25 protein-coding genes are annotated in these 26,358 nt (G+C 60.9%); 12 read left to right on the top strand and 13 right to left on the bottom strand.

What is annotated here, in order from left to right; translation table 11 throughout:
- Positions 1 to 39: 39 nt before the first annotated feature.
- Genes AB3Y40_RS13275 through AB3Y40_RS13265 form a run of 3 tightly spaced genes read left to right on the top strand, consistent with a single transcriptional unit; the run spans position 40 to position 2,878 of the window.
- A complete protein-coding gene (locus AB3Y40_RS13275; RefSeq protein WP_369439267.1) occupies positions 40 to 1,452 on the top strand; it encodes a YcjX family GTP-binding protein in 1,413 nt (470 codons plus the stop codon).
- A complete protein-coding gene (locus AB3Y40_RS13270; protein WP_369439266.1) occupies positions 1,449 to 1,892 on the top strand; it encodes a GNAT family N-acetyltransferase in 444 nt (147 codons plus the stop codon). The genes AB3Y40_RS13275 and AB3Y40_RS13270 overlap by 4 nt, the downstream gene beginning before the upstream one ends.
- Positions 1,889 to 2,878, top strand: coding sequence for a YcjF family protein (locus AB3Y40_RS13265; protein ID WP_369439265.1), 990 nt, complete (start codon positions 1,889 to 1,891; stop codon positions 2,876 to 2,878). Before AB3Y40_RS13270 ends, AB3Y40_RS13265 begins: the two co-directional genes overlap by 4 nt.
- On the opposite strand, the gene AB3Y40_RS13260 is transcribed toward AB3Y40_RS13265, so the two are convergent.
- Positions 2,875 to 3,858, bottom strand: coding sequence for a DUF2125 domain-containing protein (locus AB3Y40_RS13260; RefSeq protein WP_369439264.1), 984 nt, complete (start codon positions 3,856 to 3,858; stop codon positions 2,875 to 2,877). The genes AB3Y40_RS13265 and AB3Y40_RS13260 overlap by 4 nt on opposite strands.
- Positions 3,859 to 3,922: 64 nt before the next feature.
- On the opposite strand from AB3Y40_RS13260, the gene AB3Y40_RS13255 reads away from it, so the two are divergent.
- From AB3Y40_RS13255 to AB3Y40_RS13245, 3 genes are all read left to right on the top strand, one after another.
- A complete protein-coding gene (locus AB3Y40_RS13255) occupies positions 3,923 to 4,450 on the top strand; it encodes a gamma-glutamylcyclotransferase (protein WP_369439263.1) in 528 nt (175 codons plus the stop codon).
- 133 nt (positions 4,451 to 4,583) lie between these two features.
- Complete coding sequence (locus tag AB3Y40_RS13250) at positions 4,584 to 5,684, top strand: biopolymer transporter ExbB (RefSeq protein WP_369439650.1); 1,101 nt, start codon at positions 4,584 to 4,586, stop codon at positions 5,682 to 5,684.
- Positions 5,685 to 7,841, top strand: a complete 2,157-nt coding sequence (locus AB3Y40_RS13245) for a peptidoglycan -binding protein (protein WP_369439262.1) — start codon at positions 5,685 to 5,687, stop codon at positions 7,839 to 7,841.
- On the opposite strand, the gene AB3Y40_RS13240 is transcribed toward AB3Y40_RS13245, so the two are convergent.
- The 3 genes from AB3Y40_RS13240 to gloB form a co-directional block, all read right to left on the bottom strand.
- On the bottom strand, positions 7,838 to 8,806 hold the full coding sequence (locus AB3Y40_RS13240; RefSeq protein WP_369439261.1) for a M23 family metallopeptidase: 969 nt from the start codon (positions 8,804 to 8,806) through the stop codon (positions 7,838 to 7,840). The two genes, AB3Y40_RS13245 and AB3Y40_RS13240, sit on opposite strands and share 4 nt — an antisense overlap.
- A 169-nt stretch (positions 8,807 to 8,975) precedes the next feature.
- Complete coding sequence (gene clpA / locus AB3Y40_RS13235; protein WP_369439260.1) at positions 8,976 to 11,294, bottom strand: ATP-dependent Clp protease ATP-binding subunit ClpA; 2,319 nt, start codon at positions 11,292 to 11,294, stop codon at positions 8,976 to 8,978.
- 185 nt (positions 11,295 to 11,479) lie between these two features.
- Positions 11,480 to 12,241 carry a hydroxyacylglutathione hydrolase gene (gene gloB, locus AB3Y40_RS13230; protein ID WP_369439259.1) on the bottom strand — a complete coding sequence of 254 codons (762 nt, stop codon included), beginning with the start codon at positions 12,239 to 12,241 and terminating at the stop codon, positions 11,480 to 11,482.
- 61 nt (positions 12,242 to 12,302) lie between these two features.
- Here gloB and AB3Y40_RS13225 point away from each other — a divergent pair, with 61 nt between their 5' ends.
- The gene (locus tag AB3Y40_RS13225) at positions 12,303 to 13,061 is read left to right on the top strand and encodes a class I SAM-dependent methyltransferase (protein ID WP_369439258.1); all 759 of its coding nucleotides are present in this window, start codon (positions 12,303 to 12,305) and stop codon (positions 13,059 to 13,061) included.
- Between the two features lie 57 nt (positions 13,062 to 13,118).
- Here the strand turns inward: AB3Y40_RS13225 and AB3Y40_RS13220 are convergent, their stop codons facing one another.
- The 3 genes from AB3Y40_RS13220 to trxB form a co-directional block, all read right to left on the bottom strand.
- The gene (locus AB3Y40_RS13220; protein WP_369439257.1) at positions 13,119 to 15,170 is read right to left on the bottom strand and encodes a bifunctional sulfate adenylyltransferase/adenylylsulfate kinase; all 2,052 of its coding nucleotides are present in this window, start codon (positions 15,168 to 15,170) and stop codon (positions 13,119 to 13,121) included.
- 282 nt (positions 15,171 to 15,452) lie between these two features.
- Positions 15,453 to 15,893, bottom strand: coding sequence for an RES family NAD+ phosphorylase (locus tag AB3Y40_RS13215; RefSeq protein ID WP_369439256.1), 441 nt, complete (start codon positions 15,891 to 15,893; stop codon positions 15,453 to 15,455).
- Complete coding sequence (gene trxB / locus AB3Y40_RS13210) at positions 15,890 to 16,858, bottom strand: thioredoxin-disulfide reductase (RefSeq protein ID WP_369439255.1); 969 nt, start codon at positions 16,856 to 16,858, stop codon at positions 15,890 to 15,892. Before trxB ends, AB3Y40_RS13215 begins: the two co-directional genes overlap by 4 nt.
- Before the next feature lie 139 nt (positions 16,859 to 16,997).
- Between trxB and AB3Y40_RS13205 the strand changes: the two genes are divergently transcribed.
- Positions 16,998 to 17,348, top strand: coding sequence for a hypothetical protein (locus AB3Y40_RS13205; protein WP_369439254.1), 351 nt, complete (start codon positions 16,998 to 17,000; stop codon positions 17,346 to 17,348).
- A gap of 75 nt (positions 17,349 to 17,423) precedes the next feature.
- Here the strand turns inward: AB3Y40_RS13205 and AB3Y40_RS13200 are convergent, their stop codons facing one another.
- A complete protein-coding gene (locus AB3Y40_RS13200; RefSeq protein ID WP_369439253.1) occupies positions 17,424 to 18,200 on the bottom strand; it encodes a DUF1194 domain-containing protein in 777 nt (258 codons plus the stop codon).
- A 268-nt stretch (positions 18,201 to 18,468) separates the two neighbouring features.
- Between AB3Y40_RS13200 and AB3Y40_RS13195 the strand changes: the two genes are divergently transcribed.
- Positions 18,469 to 18,969, top strand: coding sequence for an Lrp/AsnC family transcriptional regulator (locus tag AB3Y40_RS13195; protein ID WP_369439252.1), 501 nt, complete (start codon positions 18,469 to 18,471; stop codon positions 18,967 to 18,969).
- A 75-nt stretch (positions 18,970 to 19,044) separates the two neighbouring features.
- Positions 19,045 to 20,178 carry a DUF418 domain-containing protein gene (locus tag AB3Y40_RS13190; RefSeq protein WP_369439251.1) on the top strand — a complete coding sequence of 378 codons (1,134 nt, stop codon included), beginning with the start codon at positions 19,045 to 19,047 and terminating at the stop codon, positions 20,176 to 20,178.
- A 74-nt stretch (positions 20,179 to 20,252) separates the two neighbouring features.
- Here the strand turns inward: AB3Y40_RS13190 and AB3Y40_RS13185 are convergent, their stop codons facing one another.
- Positions 20,253 to 20,936 carry a Hint domain-containing protein gene (locus tag AB3Y40_RS13185; protein ID WP_369439250.1) on the bottom strand — a complete coding sequence of 228 codons (684 nt, stop codon included), beginning with the start codon at positions 20,934 to 20,936 and terminating at the stop codon, positions 20,253 to 20,255.
- 380 nt (positions 20,937 to 21,316) lie between these two features.
- On the opposite strand from AB3Y40_RS13185, the gene AB3Y40_RS13180 reads away from it, so the two are divergent.
- Positions 21,317 to 22,861 (top strand): putative bifunctional diguanylate cyclase/phosphodiesterase, encoded by a 1,545-nt coding sequence (locus AB3Y40_RS13180; RefSeq protein ID WP_369439249.1) that lies wholly within the window; start codon positions 21,317 to 21,319, stop codon positions 22,859 to 22,861.
- On the opposite strand, the gene AB3Y40_RS13175 is transcribed toward AB3Y40_RS13180, so the two are convergent.
- From AB3Y40_RS13175 to lgt, 4 genes are all read right to left on the bottom strand, one after another.
- Complete coding sequence (locus AB3Y40_RS13175; protein ID WP_369439248.1) at positions 22,858 to 23,046, bottom strand: hypothetical protein; 189 nt, start codon at positions 23,044 to 23,046, stop codon at positions 22,858 to 22,860. The genes AB3Y40_RS13180 and AB3Y40_RS13175 overlap by 4 nt on opposite strands.
- Before the next feature lie 280 nt (positions 23,047 to 23,326).
- Positions 23,327 to 24,082, bottom strand: coding sequence for a peptidoglycan editing factor PgeF (pgeF, locus tag AB3Y40_RS13170; RefSeq protein ID WP_369439247.1), 756 nt, complete (start codon positions 24,080 to 24,082; stop codon positions 23,327 to 23,329).
- Positions 24,079 to 25,137 (bottom strand): class I SAM-dependent methyltransferase, encoded by a 1,059-nt coding sequence (locus AB3Y40_RS13165; protein WP_369439246.1) that lies wholly within the window; start codon positions 25,135 to 25,137, stop codon positions 24,079 to 24,081. The genes pgeF and AB3Y40_RS13165 overlap by 4 nt, the downstream gene beginning before the upstream one ends.
- The gene (gene lgt, locus AB3Y40_RS13160) at positions 25,134 to 26,006 is read right to left on the bottom strand and encodes a prolipoprotein diacylglyceryl transferase (RefSeq protein WP_369439245.1); all 873 of its coding nucleotides are present in this window, start codon (positions 26,004 to 26,006) and stop codon (positions 25,134 to 25,136) included. Before lgt ends, AB3Y40_RS13165 begins: the two co-directional genes overlap by 4 nt.
- A gap of 102 nt (positions 26,007 to 26,108) precedes the next feature.
- Between lgt and AB3Y40_RS13155 the strand changes: the two genes are divergently transcribed.
- Positions 26,109 to 26,354, top strand: coding sequence for an accessory factor UbiK family protein (locus AB3Y40_RS13155; protein ID WP_369439244.1), 246 nt, complete (start codon positions 26,109 to 26,111; stop codon positions 26,352 to 26,354).
- Positions 26,355 to 26,358: the final 4 nt, after the last annotated feature.

The following is a 26,358-nucleotide window of genomic DNA, read 5'->3' as shown; positions in this document are numbered from 1 at the left end:
CCTATCTTGGGCTGAACGTCGAGCACAAAGGGTACGAATTTGGTCATTGGGGCAATTGCAGACGGAATCGCGCGGTCAGTTGAAACCGTGGCCGATACGGTGACAGCACCCTTTTCCGACCCGGTCATCCGGCTGGGTGTGACCGGGCTAAGCCGTGCGGGAAAGACGGTGTTTATCACGGCCCTTGTCGCCAATCTGATGAACCGGGGCCGGATGCCGGGGCTGCGTGCGGCGGCCTCTGGTGCGATCCAGACCGCCTATCTGCAACCGCAGCCCGATGACACGCTGCCGCGCTTTGCCTACGAATCCCATCTGGCGCAATTGACCGCGCTTCAACCCAGCTGGCCTGACGGCACGCGCCATATCTCTGAACTGCGTTTGTCGCTCAAGGTACAGCCATCGGGGCTTTTGGGCGGGTTGTCCGGCCCGCGCACCGTGCATCTGGATATTGTCGATTACCCCGGCGAATGGCTGTTGGATCTGGCGCTCCTTGATCTGGATTATGCCGCCTGGTCAGAGGCGGCCCTGACCCGCGCCGCAGGGCGGCCCGGTGGTGACGCCTACCTCCAGCAGGTTGCGGGTGTTGATGCCGACGCGCCGCTTGATGAACCAACGGCGCAGGCATTGGCCCAAGGGTTTACCGCACATTTGCAAGCCTCTCGTGCCGAGGGGTTTTCCGATTGCTCGCCAGGTCGCTTCCTGTTGCCCGGCGATCTGGCGGGCTCGCCCGTTTTGACCTTTGCACCGCTGCCACCGGGGGCCTATGCGCGCAAATCGCTGGGGCGAGAGTTCGCGCGCAGGTTCGAAAGTTACAAGCGTAATGTTGTGCGCCCGTTCTTTCGTGACCACTTCGCCCGGATTGACCGGCAAGTTGTGCTGGTCGACGTGCTGGGGGCGATCCACGCAGGCCCGCCAGCGGTGGATGATCTTCGTGCCGCGATGGCCGATATCCTTGGGGCCTTCCGACCCGGTCGCAATGCGTTTCTGACCCGTATCTTTGCTGGCCGCCGGGTGGAAAAGATCCTGTTTGCCGCCACCAAGGCGGATCATCTGCACCACACCCAGCATCCGCAGCTTACGGCGATCACGCAGGCGCTTCTGCGCGAGGCCAAGGACCGTGCCGACTTTGCTGGCGCACGCACCGCAGCAATGTCAATTGCCGCCCTGCGCACCACGGTCGAGGAAACCGTTGACCACCGCGATGGCCCGCTCAATGTGGTCCGGGGGCGATTGTTGGAAAATGACAAACAGGCGGCATTCTACCCCGGTGCCTTGCCCAGCGACCCGCAACACCTGCTGGGGCCTGCGCGCGCAGGCCAGGACAGGTGGCTGGATCAGGATTATCAGGTCATGCGCTTTGCGCCTGCGGCTCTGACCCTCAAACCGGGCGACGGCCCACCGCACATCCGGCTCGACAAGGCGGCGGAGTTCCTTTTGGGGGATAAGCTGTGACAGCGACCCTCCGCCATGCCCGGGTCGAGGATGCGATCCCCTGCGCCCGCATTCTGGGCGCATGGTTCACCGCAACCGAATGGGTGCCGCGCCTGCATTCCCCTCCGGAAGATTTGCAGTTCTTGCGCAAACTGATCGGCGGCGGCCTGGTCACCGTGGCTGATATACGCGGCATCGCCGTTGGCTATTTGGCACGGGATGGGGCTGACCTCATGCACCTCTACGTCGATCATGACCACCGCCGACAGGGCATCGGCACGCAACTCTTGCACGCGGCGCAACGCACAAGCGGCCACCTGCACCTGTGGTGCTTTCAGGCCAACACCGGGGCGCGGCGGTTCTATGAACGCCACGGCTTTACCGCAACAGACGAAACCGATGGCGCCGACAACGAAGAAGGCCTGCCCGACCTGCGCTATGAATGGAGGGCGCCCACATGACCCGAGGCCCGGTTCTGATCGATCTTGACGATGACCCAACAGACGTCACTCCCGCCACAGCGCCTGCCGTCATTGACGATGACGCACCACAAGGCGCCGCAATGCAAACCGTCGCGGCCATTGCCACCCGTCGCCGGTCGGTGCTGGGGCGCTGGTTTTGGTCGCTGCTTCTGGCGCTGGCGGGCTTTGTGGTCAGCCTTGCGACCTGGGACTACGTGAATGCCCTGATTGCGCGCAGCCCGTTGCTCGGGCTTTCGGTGACTGTCATTCTGGGTCTGCTCTGTCTTGTTCTTCTGGCCATAGCGGTGCGCGAACTGGCGGCCATTTCGCGCCTGCGTCGCATTGACCGGGTGCAGGCGGCAGCCGCAACCGCCATCGCCGAAGAAGACCTTGGGCAAGCCCGCAAGGTCACCGACCAGATCGTCGCGCTTTATGCGGGCCGCGATGACACCAAATGGGGCCGCGACCGGCTGGCGGCGGGGCGCAATGACATGCTGGACGCCGATGCGCTTTTGGGGCTGACAGAACGCACTTTGCTCGAACCCCTTGATACCCAAGCCCGGAAAGAGGTCGAGGCCGCAGCCCGACAGGTCGCAACGGTCACCGCTATCGTACCGCTGGCGCTGGCGGATGTCTTCACGGCCCTGACCGCCAATCTGCGCATGATCCGCCGGATCGCTGAAATCTACGGCGGTCGCGCTGGCACGCTTGGCAGTTGGCGGCTGACGCGCACCGTGCTGACCCATCTGGTTGCAACCGGGGCTGTCGCTGTGGGTGATGACCTGATCGGATCGGTCGCAGGCGGCGGGGTGCTGTCGAAGGTTTCGCGCCGCTTTGGCGAAGGCGTGGTCAACGGTGCGCTGACCGCACGGGTCGGTGTCGCCGCGATCGAGGTATGTCGCCCACTGCCCTTTACGGCGCTGAAACGTCCCTCTGTTTCGGGCCTTGTCAGCCGCGCGCTGACCGGCCTGTTCAGCCGGGGCTAACGCAACCGTGGTGCCAGCCCCAGTGGGATCGCGCCCAGTGTCATAAACCCGTTCTGAAAGGTCAGCGGCACAGTCAGGGTCTCAGACCCCTGCGCCAGCAGATCGCCCATGTTGCGATAGGTCTGGGCGATATCCGGTTCAATCGCTCCCACATTCGACAACCCCTCTAACAAGTCTTCCCACGCCACCGCCGTGATCGTGATCTTGCCGGAAACCACGCCGCTTTGATCCACATCCAACGCGCCGCGCGCTGTCACCGACAGATCACCCCAGTTCAACACCAGCTCGGTCAGTTTCAGCGCGGTCAGCACCGGGCCGGGATTGGCTTGCAGCGTGTTGCGGTTCAATTCCTGATCCAGTGTCGCGGTGGCATCCAATCGCAGCCCGTCAATGGTCAGCGGCAGCGCGCCATGCGGAAACATCTGCTGCCACAAGTCATCAGGCAGCGTGATCCGCTCTAATCCCAGATAAGCGTCATAGGCATTGGGCATCGCCGATGCACGGGTCGCCAACAACGCAGGGCCAGTGCGCACGCCCGCCACGTCCGTGGCCAGCGACAGCATCTTGGCTTCGACCGTCGCTTCGTCAAAACTCAGCCCCGCGTTCGCCTTCACACCCGCACTTGCGCGCAAACCGTCACTGCCCAGCATCAGGGTCAGCCCGCCCAGACGAACGGTCTGGGTGGTGGGAAAGGCCGCAATCACGCGGTTGGGTTGATAGCTTAGCGCAAAGGCCTGCAAAAACGGCGCCTGATAAGACAAAAGACCACTTGGTGCGGTCAACGACAGATCAGTCACCGTGGTGTCAAACCGCGAGGGAAAGCCGCGTGTGTCCAGATCGCTGAATGCCACGTCCCAGCCCTGATCGGCCATGTCGGCCAGCGCATCCCGCGCACCGTCCTCGACCGCCCGAGCCCCCACAAACCAATAGCCGCCATAAAGCGTGGACAGCACCATCACGATGATGAACAGACGGCGCATCTTTGGTCCTTTCCCTTTGGCTGTGGCCTGTGTTTATAAGGCCCATCTTGAAAGGACCAGAGACATGGCAATGTGGGTATTCGGCTACGGCTCACTTTTATGGAATCCGGGCTTTACCCCGGCAGAATCCCGCCGGGCAGTCCTGCGCGACTATCACCGCAGCTTTTGCATGTTGTCGATCCACCATCGCGGGTCTGAGGACGAACCGGGCCTTGTGCTGGCGCTGGATGAAACCCCTGATGCCACCTGTACCGGCGTGGCCTTTCGCGTAAAGCCCGAAGAAGAGGAGCCGGTCCTTGCCACGCTGCGCGAGCGAGAGCTGATTTCATCCGCCTACGAAGAACGGACACTCGATGTGACGCTGGATGATGGCAGTACCGTGCCGACGCTGGCCTATGTCATCAACCGCAACCATGTGCAGTACTGCCAGTTTGACCTTGAAACACAGGCACAGATGATTGCGCGCTCTGTGGGCGGGCGCGGGCCAAATACCGAATACCTTTACAACACCGCCGACCACCTGACCCAGATGGGCATCAGCGACGCGGATATGGATTGGCTCGTGACACGGGTCCGGGCGCTGACGGAATAATCATTTCCGTTTGCAGCGACAGCACGTTAAGCTTTGCGCAACAACATCAAAGAGGACCCCGAAGCCTTTGACGGACAACAGGGAACCCGAGGCAAAGCCGCAGTTTTCACAGCCCGTGCGCCAGATCATTTCGATGATCTTCGTGCTCGTGGCGGTGGGGTCTGGTCTTTACATCGCGCGCGAACAGATCATCGCGATCTACCTCGCGAACGCCTATCTGAACGGCGCGATCCTTGCCGTGTTCGTCATTGGTGTCTTGTCCACCTTCGGTCAGGTCTTTCAGCTTATGCGCTCGGTCGAATGGATCGAAGGGTTTGCGGGCCATCGCGTCGGCCACAACCTGACGCAGGCACCGGGGTTGCTGGCCCCCTTGGCAACGCTGCTGCGGTCGCGCGGGGCGATGATGCAAATCTCGTCCACCTCCAGCCGGTCAATTCAGGACTCAGTAGCCCAGCGGATCGACGAAGACCGCGAGATCACACGCTACATTGGGAACACACTGATTTTCCTTGGCCTTCTGGGCACGTTCTACGGCCTTGCCACCACCGTACCCGCGCTTGTCGAAACCATCCGTAGCCTCAACCCCGGCGACGGTGAAAGCGGCGCGGACGTCTTTGGCCGCCTTCAAGCGGGCCTTGAAAGCCAGCTGGGCGGCATGGGCACGGCCTTTTCATCCTCGCTTTTGGGGTTGGCTGGATCTCTTGTTGTGGGCCTTCTGGAACTCTTTGCCAGCCACGGCCAGAACCGGTTTTACCGCGAGCTTGAAGAGTGGCTGTCCACCATCACCCGCCTCGGCTTTGCGACAGGCGAAGACAGTGGCGGGTCAGAGGAAACCGGCATGATGTCTGCCTTTGCCGAACACATGGCGGGTCAGTTGGAAACCATGCAGGCCATGGTCAATCAGGCAGATGTACGACAGGCCGAAATGGACGCGCGCCTGGATGCGCTGACCGATGCGATTGCCAGCATGGGGCAGGGCGCCGCTGACAGTGATACACTGGCCCGCGTCGCCGCCGGGCAGGAACGGCTGATCGAAAAGCTCGAAGAAGGCGGCGTTGACGGTCTGGATGCCGAAAGCCGGATGCGTCTGCGCTCGATCGACGTGCAACTGCTGCGCGTGCTGGAAGAAATGTCAGCAGGCCGACAGGAAACGCTCGCTGATCTGCGCGCCGATCTGGCAGCCCTGACCCGCGCGCTCAAAGGGCGGGGGCGGCCCGGGTCGGGGGGCAGCTAAATGGCACTGACCCGTCGCGGCCAGCGCATGAATCAGGCCATCTGGCCGGGGTTTGTGGACGCGATGACGGGCCTTTTGCTGGTGCTGATGTTCGTGTTGACCATTTTCATGGTCATTCAGTTTGTGCTGCGCGAAACCATCACCGGGCAGGCCAGCCAGTTGGACGAATTGGCCGAAGAAGTCTCGGCGCTCGCATCCGCATTGGGGTTGGAACAGGATCGCAGCGCCGATCTGTCCGCCAATCTGGCCGATGCAACCGACACCGCCAACCAGCAGGCCGCACTGATCGCGACACTGACCCGCGAACGCGACGATACGCAAGCCGCGCTTGTCGCCGCCCAGAACCAGATCACCGGTTTCGAAGCGCAGGTCGCTGGCCTCTTGGCGGACCGAACCGAAGCGCAGGCGCAAATTGCTGATCTGGAAGGGCGCGAAGCCTCTCTCCTGTCCGAACAAGAGGCCTTGAACCTCGCCCTCGCAACGGCCCGCGATGAGATCGACGCCAGCGTTGAGGCCGCACGCCTTGCCGCCGCCAGGCGCGAGGCGCTCGAGGCGATGATCTCCGATCTCGAAAACACGGGCGAGGTCAGCGCCGCTCGCATCGCCGCCTTGGAAGAGGCCGCAACCAACGACGCGGCACAGATCAGCGATCTGGAAGCCGCGCGTCTGGCCGATGCCGCCGCGGCAGAGGCCCTGCGCGAACGGCTGGCAAATGCCGACACCGAATTGACTGCCATGACCCTCGCGCTGGAAGAAAAGCGACGCGAGGCCGAAGAAACCCTGACCCTGCTCGCCGCAACGCAGGCCGCGCGGGACCAATTGGATATGAACCTTGCCGCCGCGCTTTTGGCGCAGCAAAACGCGGAAAATGAGCTGACACAGGCATTGGTCGAAGGCTCTAACCTTGATGCGCGGCTGCTGGCGGCATTGGGGCTGGCCGAAAACACCGCCGCTGAATTGGCAGAGGCGCGCGCCGCCCTTGAAGCTGCCAATGCGCAAACCGATGACTTGACCGTGCGTCTTGCGGCAGCCGTGTCGGCCGGGGCAGCGACCGCAGATGAATTGTCCGCCGCTCAAACTGCGCTGGAAGAGGCGCTGGCTGGCAGTGCCGCGACAGAGGCCGAGATACAGGCGCAACTGGCCGCCGCGATCCTCGCGCAAGAGGCGGCAACGGCCACGGCCACCGATGCGGCCACGTTGAACGCCACGCTCGAAGCGCAACTGGCAGAGGCGCTTTTGGCGCAAGAGGCCTTGCAGGCCGAGGTTGCGTCTTTGTCAGATGGGCGCAGCCAGACCGAACAGGATCGCGCCGATTTGCAGGCCCGCCTCGCCGCCGCATTGGCGCAGGCGCAAGATCTTGAAGGCACCGCAGACGAACGGGCCGCACTGCTGGCCACCGCCAATCGGGCCCTGTCAGAGGAACAGGCGCTGTCCGCCGAAAGCCAGCGGCAGGTCGCCTTACTCAACGCGCAGGTGGCAGAATTGCGCAATCAGGTCGGCACCTTGCAATCGCTTCTGAATATCGCCGAAGAGGCGGACGCTGATGCCAATGTGCAAATCGAACAGCTCGGCGCGCAATTGAACACTGCTTTGGCGCGTGTTGCTGCTGAAGAGCGCCGCAGGCGCGCATTGGAAGAGGCAGAGCGCGCGCGACTTGAAGAAGAACGCGCCCGGCTGGAGGCAGAGGCGCAAAACCTTGAACGGTTCCGGTCCGATTTCTTTGGCGAGTTGCGCAGCATCCTCGAAGGGCAGGACGGCGTGCAGGTCGTCGGCGATCGCTTCGTGTTTTCGTCCGAGGTGCTGTTCCGCCCCGGCGAGGCAGAGCTGTCCTTTCAAGGCCGGGGTGAGATTGCCAAAGTGGCCGACATCCTGAAAACCATCGCCGATGACATCCCCGCTGGCATCGATTGGGTGATCCGCGTTGACGGGCACACCGACAACATCCCACTGTCCGGCACGGGCCAATATCGCGACAATTGGGAACTGAGCCAAGCGCGCGCACTGTCGGTCGTGCGCTACATGCAGGGCGCACTGGGCATCCCGCCGCAGCGGCTCGCGGCAAACGGATTTGGCGAATATCAACCGCTGAACACCGCTGATACGGATGCCGCACGCGCTCAGAACCGCAGGATTGAGCTGAAATTGACCGAGCGTTAGGGCGCGACAATGCGCAACTGAACCTCTTGCTGGTCAAGCAATTCGCCGTCCCGCATGTGCCGGGCCAGCCCGGTGTAGTCGCCTGTGGGCCAGCCATCGGGCGGCGCGCGCAGGCCTGTGGCGCGATAAAGCTGCGCTTGCGTCCGGTTCAGACTTTCTTCATGGCCCAAGACCAGACCGTCCGGGCCCGTGATGTCCAGCGTGATCACATCGCCATCACGCCCGCCAAAGATAAAAGTCCACAACACAAGGGCCGGGGCATCTGTTGGCAACGTATCCGGGCTGGGCAGCCCTGCCTTGACCGCTTCATAGGCGGGCACGTCGGTGTGAAACCCGCTGCTGATCAACCCGCCGGGCGGGGTTGCAAGCGGGGTCTGCCACAGGGTGCGGGATGGGGCTGCGTCGCAGGACATTGCGCCATCGGGCGCAAAGGGGTCTACGGTTTGCCCGTCCCTGCGCACTGACAGATGGAGATGCGGGAATTGTGTTTGCCCGGACAGACCAACGCTGCCAAGCCTTTGACCTGCGGTGACCGTGTCGCCTGTGCTGACGGTCATACTGCCCTGTGCCAGATGGCAATACTGCGTTTCCCAGCCGTTTCCGTGGTCGAGGACAACACCATTTCCACATTCCCGGTCACTGACATCCGGTGCGCCGGGGCTGCCTTGCAGCACATCTGGCATGGTGTCACGCACCCCGCGCACTGTGCCGGGTGCAGCAGCCAGAACGGCCACATCATTGGCAAGCGCTGCGCGGTCGTGCAGCGCAAAATCGGTGCCTTTGTGACCGTCATAGCTGAGGTTGCCGCAGGTGAAATCCCGGGCGTCCGCGCCGGGATCATGGTCGACGAATTGCTGCAAGTAACAATCCTGATCCAGCGTGCAGGCGATCGGCATCTGCAGTGTGATGTCTTGTGCGGTCGCACTTAGCGGCAGGCAAAAGATCAAGGCAGGCAGGTGGCGCATGGTGGCAGCCTATCACTGGCGCAGGCGGCTGAAAACGGCCCGGCGGGACGCCGCTTGTCGCCGTGGCCTGCGCCACGTCAACACCGCCCCGCCCGCCGTCCCGAATGGGCACCCGGATGCAAAAAAGGGCCCCGGATAGGGGCCCTTTACGTTTCGCTTTGTCTGTCGCCTAGTCTGCGGTCAGCAGTGGCGGTTTGTCGCCTTTGCCGATCCGCGCCTGCGCAGGTTCCTCGAATTTCAGGTCCAGCTTGCCGGCTTTGACGCCAACCTTGACCAACCCGCCTTTGACCAGCTTGCCAAACAGCAGCTCTTCGGCCAGCGGTTTTTTGATGTGCTCCTGAATCACGCGACCCAAGGGCCGCGCGCCCATCTTGCTGTCATAGCCCTTGTCGGCCAGCCATTCGGCCGCTTTCGGTGTCAGCTCGATATGCACATTCCGGTCGATCAACTGCGCCTCAAGCTGAAGCACGAATTTCTCGACCACCCGCAGGATCACCTCTTTCGGCAGCGCACCGAAGGAAATCACCGCATCCAGACGGTTGCGGAACTCGGGCGAGAAGGTGCGTTCAATCGCAGCGGTATCTTCGCCTTCGCGCGTCTCACGGCCAAAGCCCATGGCGTTCTTGGACATCTCAGCCGCGCCGGCGTTTGAGGTCATGATGATGATCACGTTGCGGAAATCCGTGGTCCGGCCATTGTGGTCGGTCAGTTTCCCGTGATCCATCACCTGCAGCAGGATGTTGTAGACATCCGGGTGCGCCTTTTCCATCTCGTCCAGCAGCAGAACACAATGTGGGTTCTGATCGACCCCATCGGTCAACATGCCACCCTGATCAAAGCCAACATAGCCCGGAGGTGCACCGATCAACCGGCTGACCGCGTGCTTTTCCATGTACTCCGACATGTCAAAGCGCAACAGTTCAACACCCAGCGTGTCCGCCAATTGTTTGGCGACCTCTGTCTTGCCGACACCGGTTGGGCCCGCAAACAGATAGTTGCCAATCGGCTTTTCGGGCTCGCGCAGGCCAGCCCGCGCCAATTTGATCGCCGAGGATAGCGCCACGATGGCGTCATCCTGACCAAAGACCACCCGCTTGAGCGATTTTTCGAGGTCTTTGAGGACCTCTGCATCGTCCTTGCTGACGTTCTTGGGTGGAATCCGCGCGATCTTTGCGACCACGGCCTCAATCTCTTTGGTGCCGATGGTCTTGCGACGCTTGGATTCTGCGACCAGATGCTGGGCCGCGCCTGCCTCGTCAATAACGTCAATTGCCTTGTCGGGCAGTTTTCGGTCGTTGATATAACGCGCGGACAGTTCCACCGCCGTCTTGACCGCATCAGCGGTGTATTTGATGCTGTGATGCTCTTCGAAATAGGGCTTCAGACCCTGCAAAATCTTGATCGCATCCGGCACCGAAGGTTCAGTCACGTCAATCTTCTGGAACCGCCGCGACAGCGCGCGGTCCTTTTCAAAGTGCTGGCGGAATTCCTTGTAAGTGGTGGACCCCATGCAGCGCAGCTTGCCGCCCTGCAGAGCGGGTTTCAGCAGGTTGGACGCATCCATTGCGCCACCTGACGTGGCACCTGCGCCGATCACCGTGTGGATTTCGTCGATGAACAGCACCGCGTCGTCGTGCTCTTCCATTTCGGACATCACCGCTTTCAGGCGTTCCTCAAAATCGCCGCGATAACGGGTGCCTGCCAGCAGCGCGCCCATATCGAGCGAATAGATCGTGGTGTTGGCCAGCACCTCTGGCGTTTCGCCGTTGACGATCTTATGCGCCAGACCTTCAGCAATGGCGGTTTTGCCCACGCCCGGATCACCCACCAGCAGCGGGTTGTTCTTGCGGCGACGGCACAGCACCTGAATGCAGCGTTCCACCTCGTGGGCGCGGCCGATCAGCGGGTCCACGTCGCCTTTCTGGCTTTTGGCGTTCAGGTCCACGCAGTATTTCGCCAGTGCGCTTTCTTTCGCCTCGCCGTCGTCGACGGTGGTATCTTCCTCGGACGGGGTGCCCGACACCGGGCGCGCCTCGCCAAAGGCGGGGTCCTTGGCGACACCGTGCGCGATGAAATTCACCGCGTCATAGCGGGTCATGTCCTGTTCTTGCAGGAAATAGGCGGCGTTGCTTTCGCGTTCGGCAAAGATCGCGACCAGCACATTGGCGCCCGTCACCTCTGTCCGGCCAGAGGATTGCACATGGATCGCCGCGCGCTGGATCACGCGCTGGAATGCCGCCGTGGGCACAGCTTCTGATCCTTCGACATCGGTCACAAGTGTGGACAGATCATCGGCAATGAATTCTTCAAGGTCCTTGCGCAACTCATCAAGATCGACCGAACAGGCCTGCATCACGCGGGCTGCGTCGGGTTCATCAATCAGCGCCAGCAGCAAATGCTCTAGCGTGGCAAGTTCGTGACGGCGGGCATTGGCCAGTGCCAGCGCACCGTGGATCGACTGCTCGAGGGTCGTTGAGAATGACGGCACTTCAGTGCTCCTTCCATCGGGGGTCAGATTGGCAAGTCACCATTCTGACCGTGGCCTATACCAATAGAGTTTGGCTTATTTTCCAAACCTTCAAGGCTTTTTTTCGGTCATGCGATCACAATACACGTCAGAAGTTGTGAAAGCGTGTAACGGGGGCAACTTTTGTGAAGTTGCCCGATGGATGATCAAAACCGGTCCTTGCGGGCGCGGATTTCGGTGAAAACGGCAGTGGGATCAGCACCTTGCATGCCAACATTGGCAGTCAAGCCGGGATCATCTGCACGCAAATAGGGGTTTGTGGTCAGTTCGTCCGACAGCGTCGATGGCACGGTGAACACCCCATTGCTGCGTGCCGCCTTGATCGCGTCTGCTCTAGAAATAAGCTGTGCGTTGTCGGGTTCAAGGGTCAAGGCAAAGGCGACGTTGCTGGCAGTGTATTCATGGCCCGAACAAATCAGTGTTTTAGGCGGAAGCGCGCGGAGCTTCTGCATGGATGCCCACATTTGCGCAGGCGTCCCTTCGAACAACCGCCCGCAGCCCATCGCCATCAGGCTATCGCCGGTAAAGGCCAGGCCCGCACCGGGCAGATAAAACGCGATATGCCCCACAGTATGGCCGCTGACATCGAACACCTGGACCTCTTCGCCGCAGACCGTGAACGTCTCGCCCTCGACCACAGCCAGATCAAGAGCAGGCAGGCGGTGCGCGTCGGCGCTGGCCCCAACGACGCGCGCGTCACCGCGCAGCGCGGGCAGGCCGTCGACATGGTCCCAATGGTGATGGGTCAATAGCACATCGGTCAGGGTCCAGCCGCGATCGGCCAATGCCGTCTGAACAGGGGCGGCGTCAGGCGCATCGATCAAGGCGGTGTCGCCCGTTTCAGCGTTGTGCACAAGAAAGGCATAATTGTCTTCAAGACAGGGAACAGTCACAAGCTCTAGGGGCATGGCATCCTGCGCGTTGGTGTTTATGTTGACCCCAGACTGACCCAAGGAATGGCGAACCGCAATGCACCTTGATGTGCTCGACCTGCGCAACTTTTACTATCGTTCGGCACTTGGCCGGGCGGCGCAGAAAGTCGTGCGCGATGAGCTGGTGCGCTTTTGGCCAGAGGCCAAGGGCCAGACCGTCGCGGGCTATGGCTTTGCCGTGCCGCTTTTGCGTCCCTACCTTGCGCAAGCGCGCCGCGTGATCGGTTTGATGCCGGGGCCGCAAGGGGTGATGCCCTGGCCCGCGGGGCAGCCCAATATCAGCGTGCTCTGCGAAGAAACGCTTTGGCCCTTGCAGGCAGGGCAGGTGGATAAGCTGGTGCTGCTGCACGGGCTGGAAACGTCCGAAACGCCTCCCGCGCTTCTGGATGAGGTCTGGCGCGTCCTTGGCCCAGGCGGCAAGGCGGTGTTTATCGTGCCCAACCGCGCGGGACTTTGGTCCCGGTCCGACCGGACGCCCTTTGGCTATGGCAGGCCCTATTCGCTGGGCCAGCTCGAGGCGCAATTGCGCACCCATGGGCTGTTGCCCGGTCGCCACGTCTCCGCACTCTATCAGCCGCCCAGCCAGCGCAAGGTCTGGCGTAAATCGGCCAACTTGTTGGAACGGGTCGGGCAGAAAATGCCGGTGTTCTACGCCGGTGGCGTGCTGATGGTCGAGGTCAGCAAACAGGTCCCGCAACCCAAGCGCCCCGGTCTGGGCGAAGCGGTTAAACGCCCTTTGCGTGTGCTCGAAGGTCTGGGTGCGCCGGTGCCCGAAGGGGCTGCCGGACGGGGGTAGCCGCCATGAAAAAAGGGCCGGTCAAAGACCAGCCCTTTTTCCGTTCTCGCCTGCGGTTCAGGCCTTGATCAAACCCATCGATTCCAGCTTCAGGATCACCTGATGCGCGCAGTTGTCCACCTCAACATTTTCGGTATCGAGCGACAGCTCAGGGTTTTCAGGCACGTCATAAGGGTCTGAAATGCCTGTAAACTCCTTGATCTTGCCTTCGCGCGCCAGCTTATAAAGCCCTTTGCGGTCGCGGCGTTCGCATTCTTCGATCGACGTTGCCACGTGGACTTCGATAAAGGCACCAAAGGCCTCAATATCCTCGCGCACAGCCCGGCGCGTGGTGGCATAAGGCGCGATGGGTGCGCAAATCGCGATCCCGCCATTCTTGGTAATCTCAGAGGCGACATAGCCAATCCGGCGGATGTTCAGATCGCGGTGTTCTTTGCTGAACCCAAGCTCGGACGACAGGTTCTTGCGGACAATATCACCATCCAGCAACGTCACCGGACGGCCACCCATTTCCATCAGCTTGACCATCAGCGCGTTGGCAATGGTGGATTTACCAGAGCCCGAAAAGCCGGTGAAGAACACGGTGAACCCTTGGCTGGCGCGCGGGGGACGTGTCTTGCGCAGCTCTTCCACCACAGTCGGAAAGCTGAACCACTCGGGAATTTCCAGACCTTCGGCCAGACGGCGGCGCAATTCGGTGCCGGAAATGTTCAGGATCGTCACGTCATCCTTGTCGGTGATCTCGTCTGCAGGTTCGTACTGGGCGCGGTCTTGCACATAAACCATGTGCTTAAAGTCGACCATTTCGATACCCATTTCCTCTTGATGCTCGCGGAACAGGTCCTGCGCATCATAAGGGCCATAAAAATCCTCGCCCTGGCTGTTGGCGCCGGGGCCAGCGTGGTCGCGGCCCACGATGAAATGGGTGCAGCCGTGGTTCTTGCGGATCAGCCCGTGCCAGACCGCTTCCCGCGGGCCAGCCATGCGCATGGCAAGGTTCAAAAGGGACATTGTGGTGGTCGAGGCGGGGTATTGATCCAGCACAGCCTCATAGCAGCGCACGCGGGTAAAGTGATCAATGTCGCCCGGCTTGGTCAGACCGACAACCGGGTGGATCAGCAGGTTGGCCTGCGCTTCCTTGGCGGCGCGGAACGTCAGTTCCTGATGCGCCCGGTGCAGCGGGTTGCGGGTCTGGAACGCAACCACACGACGCCAACCCAGCTTGCGGAAATAGGCGCGCAATTCGTTCGGCGTGTCGCGACGGGCACGGAAATCATAATGCACAGGCTGTTGAATGCCGGTCACCGGCCCGCCCAGATAAACCTCTCCGGCGGTGTTGTGCAGATAGTTTACGGCGGGGTGGGCGCTGTCGTCGGCACCAAACACCATCTCGGCCTCGCGCGCCTTGTTCGGCACCCACTTGTCGGTCACGGTCATCGTGCCAAGGATCACGCCTTCCTGGTCGCGCAGCGCGATGTCCTGCCCAATTTCAATGCTTTCGGCATAGTCCTTGGACACATCCAGCGTGATCGGCATCGGCCACAACTGCCCGTCGGCCAGGCGCATGTTTTCGACAACGCCGTTGTAGTCGTCTTCGCTCAGGAACCCTTTGAGCGGGTTAAACCCGCCGTTCATCAGAAGTTCCAGATCGCAAATCTGGCGTGGGGTCAGGTCGTGGCTGGTCAGCTCTGCAGCGTCCATCTTCATCTTTTGGGCGCTGTCAAAACTGACATAAAGCTCTGGAATGGGGGCAAGGTTATTTTGCATCAGTTGGGTCCTTTGGTTAGTCGGAACATAGCCACTGGCAGAGCCCTTCAGCTCTGCATGTAGGGCGTCGTATTCTTGAAATTTCCGGGCAAGGAAAAGGTCCGTCAGCCGGGCCTTTTCGGCGGCGCCCTTGGGGGTCAGCCCATATGCCATGCGCTGTCGTTTGTCGGTGCTGTTGCGGTTGCCGATCTTGATATAGCCTGCGGCCACAGCCGCCTTAAGCTGTGCGTTCAGCCGCCCCAAGGACACGCCGACCGCCTGCGCCGTTTGACGCTGGGCGGCGTCCGGCGCATGATCCAGTTGACGCAACAGGCGAAACAACGCCTCTTGTTCATCCGTCATCGGTGTCTGGGGTGTTGGCTGCACGGGCCCGACTCAATCTTTGTTCACGCCTGAACATATTGCACGGCAAATGTGTTCACAAAAGAACAAACTTTTGGCGTTGCCCGAAAAACTGCGTTGAAGGTTAAGAAACGATGCGCTTTTGCGACAATGGGAGGCAGGTGCCTATTTCACCCTGCGTCTCAACTTTTGGCTATGTCCCTGCGGGTTTGTTCTGGCGGGCCTGCTCGTGACGCGGCATTCCGACCAGTACGGATTCAAAGCAACCTCTGCCCCTCACAATCAAAATGGAAGTGCCGGCCCAGCCACGCCGACGGCATCGGGATCGCCGGAAAAAACCACAAGATGCGTCAAATCAGGTCGCGAGCGCGAGGAATATAGCAGCCCCTGCGCGTCACTCGCCCGCGCAGCATCGGAATAGGCCCAGGTGGGGGCGGGGGCACCAGTTGCGCGGATGTCCTGCCAAACCGTCGACAGCTCGGCCCGCCCACGCAGGTCAACGACTTTGGTCAGCCGCACGTCAAGCGGCACGATGATCCTCGGTGGCTCGTTGGACCCGACATAGCGCTTGATCGCCACCCGGCAGCCTTCGGCTGTCAGGGACGTGTAGATCGCCGTCTGCCCATCGTGATGAAATCGACCCTCGGTCGAAGCCACGGGGCGGGTTGCATCATCGGCCCCGGCAAAAATCGTGCGCCAGACCTGACCCGCAAAGGGGATCATTCTGCCGCGACAGCCTCGCCTTCGTCTTCCATCTCAGCAAGAAACTTTTCCGCATCAAGCGCCGCCATACAGCCCATGCCCGCCGATGTGACCGCCTGCCGGTAAACGTGGTCGGTCAGATCGCCAGCGGCAAAAACGCCGGGGATCGCGGTGCGCGTGCTGCCGGGCTCGACAACGACATAGCCGCCCGAATGGGTGTCCAGCTGATCCTTGACCAGCTCACTCGCAGGTGCATGGCCGATGGCCACAAAGACGCCCTTGCAGGGAATATCCGTGATCTCTCCGGTCTTGGTGTGCTTGACCTTGATACCTTCGACACCCTTGGGGTTGTCTTCCCCGTACACTTCTACCAGCTCGTGGAACCAGAGTGGTTCGATCTTGGGGTTCTTCATCAGGCGATGCTGCAGAATCTTTTCAGCCCGCAACTCGTCGCGACGATGGACCAGTGTCACCTTGCTGGCGAAATTCGTCAGGAACAGCGCCTCTTCCACGGCGGTGTTGCCGCCGCCGATCACAACAATTTCCTGCCCGCGGTAAAAGAACCCGTCGCAGGTCGCACAGGCGCTGACACCGAACCCCTTGAACGCCTCTTCGCTTTCCAGCCCCAGCCATTTGGCCCGCGCGCCAGTAGCCAGAATGACCGCATCCGCCGTGACCACCGCGCCGCTGTCGCATGTTGCGGTAAATGGTCGCTTGCTCAGATCCAGATCGGTCACGATATCATGCACAATATTGCACCCCATTGCGCGGGCGTGCGCCTCCATCCGGACCATCAGGTCAGGGCCCTGGACTTCGGTGTCGCCAGGCCAGTTTTCAACCTCTGTCGTGGTGGTCAACTGCCCACCCGGCTCGATCCCTTGGATCAACATCGGCTCCAGCATGGCGCGGCTGGCATAGACCCCTGCGGCATAGCCCGCCGGACCAGACCCTACGATCAGAACCTTGGTGTGCTGTGTCTGGGTCATCTTGGTCAATCCTTCGTGTCTGGCGCGCGCTGGGCCATTTGTTCCTTTGGCGATTCCGCCTTCCCCCGATATAGTCGGGCCAGACCCGGGCGCAAAGGCCCCGCGCGTTATTGTGTTAATGGTTTTTGAAGGATGAGACATGCAACGACTGATCTTGACGGCTGCGGCCGCAACCCTGCTCAGCGCTGTGCCGCTTTTGGCGCAGGACACCTATGAACCGGTCTGTGAACAGAAGGGCGCTAACGGCATGGTCGCGATGCTCTTGTGTCCGGTGGGGCTTGATCACACGGCGCTGTCGCAAGAGGGCAAAGCCTATTGCGGCGAGACTAAGCCCTGCGGCGCCTGGATCTGGGATGACGCCGCCTCTGTTCCATCAGAGGCGCCCGATTCACACGACAAAATCCCCGGTGACAGCGTGCGCGCAGCACTTGGTATCTGGATGAACGAGGCGGACCAGCTTGTGATCCTGCAGGCCGAAGCGACAAACTGACCCTGCCACTTTGACCCACACAAGAAAAATGCCGGCGTCTCCGCCGGCATTTTTGTTTTCAAGCTGTCAAACGACTTACGCCGCTTTCTTACGCCGCTTCATGACGCCGAATGCTGCCAAACCGGCAATCATCAGTGGCATACCAGCAGGCAGTGGAACCTGCGGGGCAACAGTCCGCTGGATCTTGGTGTTGATCGCAGGCGAATACTGCGTGTAGTCGGTGACGGTCAGCACAAAGGAGTCCGTCAACGGGTTGGTGATCAAACCCGCATTGGCAATCACCGGCGCGCCGCCGATGCCATTTGTGTCAAACGCAAGTGCGCTCAGCGGTCCAGTGCTGACGCCCGGGCCGACGGCCTCAAAGCTCAGCGAGTCCCAGCCATTTGCACGCAAACCGGCTGTGCTTGGTGTGCCGGAGTTGTTGTTGCCATCCGTGGTCATGTTGATCAGGCTGGCCTGCGATCCGCTCACATCGCCAAACATTGCATCCAGTGCGTTGAAGGCTGAGTTGTAGTTGGTGCTGCCAGCGTTGGCAAAGTCGGTTGCCTCAGCACGCACCGCCGACACCAGCCCGTCAAGGTCGGCTTGACTGTTGATTGTGGTCAGCGGGATCGACGTATCCGCGGACGAACCAAAAGAGATCACGCCAATGCGATATGTCAACGTTGGATCATTGACCGGGATATTTGCGTCCAGGGCGTCTGCCAGCGCATTCATCGCCGAGGCATAATTCGCTGAACGAACACTGCCTGATTCATCCATCAGGAACCCGAGGTCGATCACGGCAGCCATCGACGCAGTTGCGGACATAACCGCGATACTCGTCGCGGCCAAAAGATTCTTTATCTTCATTTACTCTACTCCAAAAAAACATGGAGAACTGGCGAACACTTCAATCTAAACAACGTCAAAAATGCACGCCGTCTTCCCCAAAAAGACAACGAACCCCAAAAAGGGCTGAGTTAACTTTACGTTAAGAATGTGGCGAAATCCAGTGAAATAAGGCATTTCGGCCATATTTTCGCAGCGATTTGCGACATTTTGTTGCGCGTTCTTGAAACTTTATTGCGCCCTTGTGGGTTCCAGCGTATGAATCGTAAATCCACAGAAGGAATAGCAAATGCCAGGCACCAAGCTGGATGAGATTGACCGGACCATTCTCGCAGAGCTGCAAGCAGACGGGCGGATGACCAACGTCGAACTTGCCAAGCGCGTCGGCATTTCAGCGCCCCCTTGCCTGCGCCGCGTCCGCACGCTGGAAGAACAGGGGTTCATCCGCGGCTATCATGCCGATGTCGACGCCCGCGAACTGGGGTTCGAGGTGCAGGTCTTTGCCATGGTCGGCTTGCAATCCCAGGCCGAGGCGGACCTTTCAGCTTTCGAAGAACGCTGCCATGGCTGGCCGCTCGTGCGTGAATGCCACATGCTGAACGGCGAGGTTGATTTCATCCTCAAATGCGTGGCCCCGGACCTGCGCAGCTTCCAGCGTTTCCTGACCGAAGAACTGACTTCGGCCCCGAATGTGGCAAGCGTCAAGACATCGCTGGTGATCCGTGGCGCCAAGGACGAACCGGGCGTGCCCTTCGACGTTCTCGAAGAGCGCCTCGCGCGCGAGGCATAGACCGCCAATCCAACGCCGCATCATCCGACATCCCGCTGTTGGACCACGCCCCAAGCACGTTCGGAGACGCCCATCGTGACCACATCTCAACGTGCATTGATGCCCGACTATCTGCGTATCTTTGCGCTTTTTGGCATTGTTGTTGTCAACGTCGAAGGCCTGGCCTTCCCCCTTGCAACCGGCTATCCGCCCGCGGCTGACGGAACCTTTCTTGACGCGCTGGCGATGTGGTTGGTGCGCGGTTTGGCCTTGCTCAAAAGCTATGGCCTGTTTTCCTTTATGTTCGGCGTTGGACTTGGCTTTCTGATGCAGTCCGCCCACCGGCGCACGCTGCGATTTGGACGTCTTTACCGCAATCGCATTTTCGGGCTTTTGCTGCTGGGTGTGCTGCATGGGGTGTTCTTCTTTTTCGGTGACATTCTGGTGACCTATGCGGTGTTCGGCGCGGTCCTCTACCTCTTTCGAAACTGGGAGGCGCGGCGCTTGGTCAAGCTCGGCGGTGCGTTGCTTGCTGTTCAGATCATTCTGGCACTGCCGCTGATCTACGCGCTGTCTGGTCTGGCGGATGACGATTGGACGACGGAAGTTGCGGTCCTTACCACCGGTGGCTTTTGGGATGTGGTCGGTTTTCGCAGCCTGACCTTTGCCGTGGTTGTGCCGGTTGTCCTCGTGCTGCAGGGGATCGGCGTTTTGGGCTGGTTCTGTCTGGGGTTGGCAGCAGTCAAATCAGGCCTGATCGACAACGCGGCCCACCCGCTGTGGCGACGCGCACGGGTCTGGTGTGTCGGGCCGGGCGTGGCGCTTAGCCTTTTGGGTGCAAGCATCTGGCACTTTGGTGTCCCCGCCTTAGGAGAGATGTTGATAGCCCTTGCCGCCCCCATCGCCACCATCGGCTATCTTGGTCTGATCGCTGCCATCGCGCGCCCACCGGGCCCGGTCACGGCGCGACTGCTGAACGCCGGCGGCTCCAGCCTCAGCATCTACCTTGGCCAGTCGATCATCCTGTCGACCATCTTTGCCCCTTATGGGCTGGACATGTGGAACGCCGTAGGCCCGGCGGCCGCAATTGCCATCGCCATCCTTGTGACCATCGGGCTGATCCTGTTTTTGTCAATTTGGCGTATCTGGTTCCGGTTTGGACCCTTCGAATGGGTCCTGCGGCGGATCACCTATGCAGGCACAGCCGCACCGCCCATTCCTAAGGCATAGTTCACCCGCGATCAGGGTTTGATCGGTATACAATGTGCTTCTGATACGGGCATCGCACGCACCCTGCGCCGGGCTTAGGCCACGTCAAACAAATCCAGATCACGCAGCTTGACGCGCGGATGCAGCATCGACCCGAAGTCTTGCAAGGTTTCCATGTGCGGGAACAGCGACAGGAACAGCGACAGCATCTCACCCTTCAGGCCAATCGTATGGGCCGCGCCGGGGTGCAGGCTTTCAATTTCGATCCCGTTGACGTTGATCCGGCAATGATGGGCAAAGCCCAACTGGTAGCAGTGGACCGGCGCAATCGGTTTAAGTTCGATGATCTGCGATTGGTCGATAAAGTCGCGCACCGGCACAAAGGCCGCATCCGAACCGGTCAACGTCCGCACACCGGGCGCGCGATGGATCATCCGGGCTGCCGGGCCCAGCACAAGATCGGGGGCAGGGCGGCCAAGGCCCAAGGCATCTGCGGTGATCCGGGTCATCGTGCCCATTTCGGGGCGGGCATTCTGGGCACCGGGCACAATGGTCATCGTGCCGCGCCATAGCAGGGTTTGGGTGCCGTGACTTTCGGTTAAGACCTTGTCACCGGGCAATAAATCCTCGACCGCGCAGGGGCCGAAACTGGTCTGGACAATCGCCCCGCGACCGATCGCGGCAAAGGCATCTTCGAACGGCGGCATGGCCGGGGCCAGACGGGTGACGTCAATGATGTCAGAGGAGGGTGTCAGATGGGCGACCTCATACTTGCGCATAAGAGGCTTGGAGCGCCGAGGGCGCCCATCTAGACGAGCAAACCGGTCTGAGGACACCGGGGACTGATTACGTACCGCGAGGCCTGCGGCATTAGGTGGGGTCGTCTTCATGTGCTTACCTTGCGGTTCGTCACAAATGCCGGCCCCCACCGACAACATCTGAGGAGCGTTGCTGTTGGATAGAATGTGGCGAATCCGGGCGGCGGCTGTCAAAAAGTTTTAATTTTCGGCCATGAACGGCGATCAATCGGGGGGTGCTGCACCGTATTGTCCCCGGTTCGTGGCTGATCGCGCCATATTTCGCAAAATTCGCCGGTGCGGTAACACTCGAATCGCAACCGGTGACGATTCATTAAGTCTGACGCCCTAGTGAATATGTCATGGCACGTCACGCATCACCCTCTTTGTCATTGTGGCTGATCCCGCCTGCAACGGCGCTGATCTTTGGTGTTGTGCTCTGGGCTGACCCCGCCCGCTTTGTGGTGCCTGGGCTGCAAAACCTCTCACCGCATGCGGTGAACTCTGTGTTCGGGGTGATGATGGTGGTGTTGATCCTGTTTCCCGCAATCACGCTGCAGCGGACGCGGGCGATGCAGGCCAAATTGGATGCGCTGTCACATCTTCGGTCGCATCAGGCAGCCCGTGATGATCCGCTGACCGGTCTTGGCAATCACATGGCCCTGCAGGATGCATTGGACAGCCCGCAACCGGTCGGTGCTGGCCTGTCGTTCATCCTGATTGATCTCGATCACTTCAAGGCGGTGAACGCCATGCGGGGCAGGGACGTGGGTGATCAGGTTCTGATCGCGGTTGCCAAACGGTTGCGCTCTGCTGTGCCGGCGGGCGCGCTTCTGACCCGCATTGAAGAAGACCGCTTTGCAATCCTCGCGCCCACAAACAGCCCTGACTTTGATGCCGCATCCATTGCTTCGCAGTGTCTTGCCGCGCTGTCGGATCCGTTTTCCATCGGCCCCTTCACCATCGCGGTATCGGCCAGTTGCGGTGTGGCGCAATGTGCGGCGGGCATGATGGTCGCCGACATTCTGACAGAGGCGGGGCAGGCCCTGAGTGCTGCAAAGGCCGACGGGCGCGCGCAATTTCGGTTCTTTGACGCGGCCCTTGGCCTGACCCTGGAGGAAGAGGCGTCACTGCAAAGCGACCTGATCGCCTCAATTGACAGTGGCGGGCTCTATTGCGTTTACCAACCCTATTTTGATCTGCCCAACCAACGACTTGCGGGGGCCGAAATGCTCGCGCGTTGGCACCATCCCACCTTGGGGCACGTCCCGCCGGACCGCTTCATTCGCCTTGCCGACAAGTTAGGGCTGATTGACAAACTGTCGGATCAGTTACTGCGACAGGCGTGTCGCGTGGCGGTAGACTGGCCCGATGACCTGGTGCTCAGCTTCAATGTGACACCATCACAATTTGCAGACCCGCACCTTGTGCCGCGTATCCTGCGGGTGCTGGATCAGTTTGGCCGCCCCCCCGCGTTGTTCGAGGTTGAAGTGACCGAACGAGCGCTCTTGTCCGATGAACCGCGGGCGCGCGTCTTGATGCAGGAACTGATGGACGCCGGTATCCGCATCGCACTTGACGATTTTGGGGCTGATCGGTCCAGCTTGTCCCTGCTGACGACCTATCCGTTTGACCGGATCAAGATCGACCGTCACCTGATCCGCGACGTCGACGATAGCCCGGTGAACCGCGCGGTGATCAAAGGGCTCGTCGACATCGCCCATACCTTGGGCATGGCGGTGACGGCGGTTGGTGTGGAACACCCGCCAGAACTGTCTTTCCTGCAGGACTTCGCCTCGATCCGGGCGCAAGGCTATCTGCTTAGCCGTCCGTTGTCTGCAACAGCACTACTGGCGCAGATCAACAGTGGCGGCCCGGGGCTGTCCGTGGTCCCGCTGCGCGCTTAGGCCGTAGCGGCCAGAAACACACCTTCGGGCATCGGCGGCAGGGTGATCTTTGCTTTGCGGTCACTGTCTTCCAGCCGCTGTGCGATCATCGCTTGACGACGTGCGCCGCGTTCCCACGGCATCTTGGTTGTGCAGGCTTTCGCCTCGGTGATGGTGGCCTTCATCCAGCGTGTCTTGCTTGCCATGTACTCTTCTCCTCAATCCGATTGCCCCAGCAGGCATTTTGTTGCGAATTCGAGAACAGTTTGTCCGCCAGTTTTGGCGGGAGTTTGGCAAAGACAACGATTTTCGCAAAATTTGCCGCGACCCCAACGGACAAATCGCGGCAAGCCCCCGCCGCTGCGTCAAAGCCCATGATTGCAGGGGATTTATGCCTGTTTTGTTGTATAATCCCGCATCGCCAGCCGGATTGTTTCGGGATTTGTGGCAATCAAAGGGCGTGTCGTCGCCGCAATCGCGCCAAAATCACAGACGGATCGCCGCGATCAGGCGGCCATAGTCGGCCTCTTTGGCGTGAACCGATCTGCGGTAGCTGTAGAACCGGTCCGGGTCTGCATAGGTGCAATGTCGCGTCCACTGCGCCTGTGCGACGCCCGCCTGTCGCAACCGCCAAAGCCCATATCCCGGCAAGTCAAAGTGAAGCCGATCACCCGCGCCACCCGCGAAAAAGCGCGCGGCCTCCTCATCGGTGTCCAGAAACCGCTCCAGAAATTCCGGCCCAACCTCATAATTGCGCTGGCTGATGCTTGGCCCGATCACCGTGTTGATACGGCTGCGGTCCGCGCCCAATTGTTCCATCGCGGCAATGGTGTTTTCCAGCACGCCGTCCAACGCACCTTTCCACCCCGCGTGGGCGGCACCCACAACCTTGGCTTGCGGGTCGGCAAAAAGCACGGGCTGACAATCTGCGGTCAGCACCGACAGGGCGACGCCCGGTGTGGCAGTGACCAAGGCATCGGCCTTTGCCCCGCCCTCTGCGGCACTTTTCACATGAACAACCTCGGCGGAATGCACCTGATGCACGCCGGCCAATTCATCGGCAGGGACGGACAACGCCTTGGCGACACGGGCGCGGTTGATCGTCACGATCTCGTGCTGATCCGCACTTCCATAGCCACAGTTCAACCCCGCAAACACACCCGATGACGCACCGCCCACACGGGTAAAAAAGCCGTGCGTTGTCCCGTGCAGGCTGTCGTCGGTGATGATGTCCAGCGTCATGCATTCAATCCCGGGATCGGGGCCGCGCCGTGTGGCCACAGGCCCATTACCTTGAATAGGTCACCCATTTCGCCGGGGTGGGTCAAGCGGCGATGCGCGGCAATATGCTCATCCAGCGCCGCACCTTGCATCTGTGCGGCCAAGGCCTGCGCCCGCGCGGTGATGCCCAGGCGCTCCAGGAACACCCCTTGGGGGGTCAGGCGGCTATGGTGGCTGCGCGAAACTGCTCCGGCGATCGCCGAAAAATCCACATGGGCCGTCAGATCGGCCTGACCGGGGTCTGCAAGAACATCCGTCAGCTTGTGCTGGCGCATCGCTTGAAATGTGTCGCCTTGGCTGACCCAATCGCCATAGTCGACGATCAGCGCGGCCCCCCCTCGATCGGCGATGCGCGCGTCGATCTCTGCGATCATCGTGGGCAAGCCGGGGCAATGTTCGATCACATCACCCTCTGCAGTGTCGGCCAGCCGTGCCGTCAGAAATGCGCGCGGCGCTGCGGCAGAGCGGCCAAGGTGCAATGCCCCTTCAGCCACACCTACAAGTGTTTCGGCCCACCCGTCACCGGCACGGGTGAACTGACGGATCGGCAGCGCATCAAAGAACTCATTCGCCACCAGCAACAGCGGCGCGTCCGGCAGATCCGCTAACGTGTCTGCAAAGCGTGCTTGCGGCACTGCATCGGCCTGAAGCGCGCGCAGGCGCGGCGATGCCTCGACCAGATGAACCTGAACAGCGTCGTGAAAGCCGGGCACTCCCCGCGTCGCGCGCAGGATGTCGGCCATCAGCGTGCCACGTCCCGGCCCCAGCTCTGCAAGGGTGACGGGTGCTGGTGCGCCCTGATCCAACCAGCTTTGGGCCAGCGCCAGCCCCAGCATTTCTCCGAACATCTGGCTGATCTCGGGGGCGGTGACAAAATCGCCGCCCGCGCCAAAAGGTTCGCGGGTCGTATAATAGCCATGGGTCGGGTCAAACAGGCAGGCGGCCATGAAATCGGCCAGCGTGATCGGGCCATTTGCCGCAATTTGTGCCGCCAGTTTTTGCGCCAAAGCGTTCATCGCTTGCGCAGCGCCACAAAGACCAGCGCCAGTCCCACAAGGATCATCGGGGTCGACAGAATTTGGCCCATCGTCAGACCCCATTCGCCAAAATCAAGCCGCCAGCCCAGGGGGTTGTCGGGGGTCTGGAAGAAATCATCGGGTTGGCGGACGAATTCCACCACAAAGCGCGACACACCGTACCCCAAAAAGAACACGCCCGTTATCAGCCAACCGCGTTTCAATGCCCCAAACCGGAAGGCCAGCACAAGCAGGATCAACCCCAACAGCAACCCTTCCAGCCCCGCCTCATACAGTTGGCTGGGATGGCGCGCGCAAGCACCGGTGATGCCGGGGCAATCCTGTGCTGCAACGCCGGGAAAGATCACCCCCCAAGGTACATCCGTTGGACGGCCCCAAAGCTCTGCATTGATGAAATTTGCGATCCGCACCAGCAGCACGGCGGGCGTGGCGGCCAGTGCGATGATGTCGGACAGCGCGGGCAGGGACACCGCGTGCCTGCGCGAAAACAGCCAGACGGCAAAGACGACACCCAGAAATCCACCATGAAACGACAGCCCGCCGGTCCAGATCATCGGGATTTCCAGCGGGTTTTGCAGGTAGTGGCCGGGCCGATAAAACAAGACATAGCCCAGACGCCCGCCACCGATCACACCCAGCACAATATAGGTCGCCAGATCCTCAAGCTTGGCCGGGGCCATCGGCGGCGTGTCGTTCAGCCACAGGCGCGTGCGGCGCAGGGCGGCGGCAATCAACAGCCAGCCAAGTCCGATCCCCACCACATAGGCCAGCGCATACCAGCGCAACGCCAGCGGGCCGATCTGGACAATCACCGGGTCAATCTGAGGGAAAGGAATGGCGCCAAACATGGGGCCATTCCTCTGATGCGGCGGGGGTGAAGTCAACCGGGGCAGTTGCGCTTTGCGCGTGCCCGCCCCATATGAAGTGAAGATCAAAATCCGGAGGGTGCGATGCAGCCCAATAACAAATTCTTTGATGACCTCAGCCAGTTGATGACCAATGCGATGGGCGTCGCACAGGGCGCCAAGGACGAGGCGAACACAGCCATGAAATCCATGATGGATCGCTGGCTGGCGGACCGCGACTTTGTCACCCGTGAAGAATTCGACGCGGTACGGGCAATGGCCCAGAAGGCCCGCGAAGAGAACGCCGCGCTCGAGGCGCGGATCGCAGCCCTAGAAGGCAAAGCAGGCTAAGCGC

The sequence above is a fragment of the Yoonia sp. R2331 genome (assembly GCF_041103235.1).
GTDB lineage: Bacteria > Pseudomonadota > Alphaproteobacteria > Rhodobacterales > Rhodobacteraceae > CANMYO01.
The sequence above is the reverse complement of the archived record's forward strand: the minus strand, read 5'-3'. Positions and strand labels throughout refer to the sequence as shown.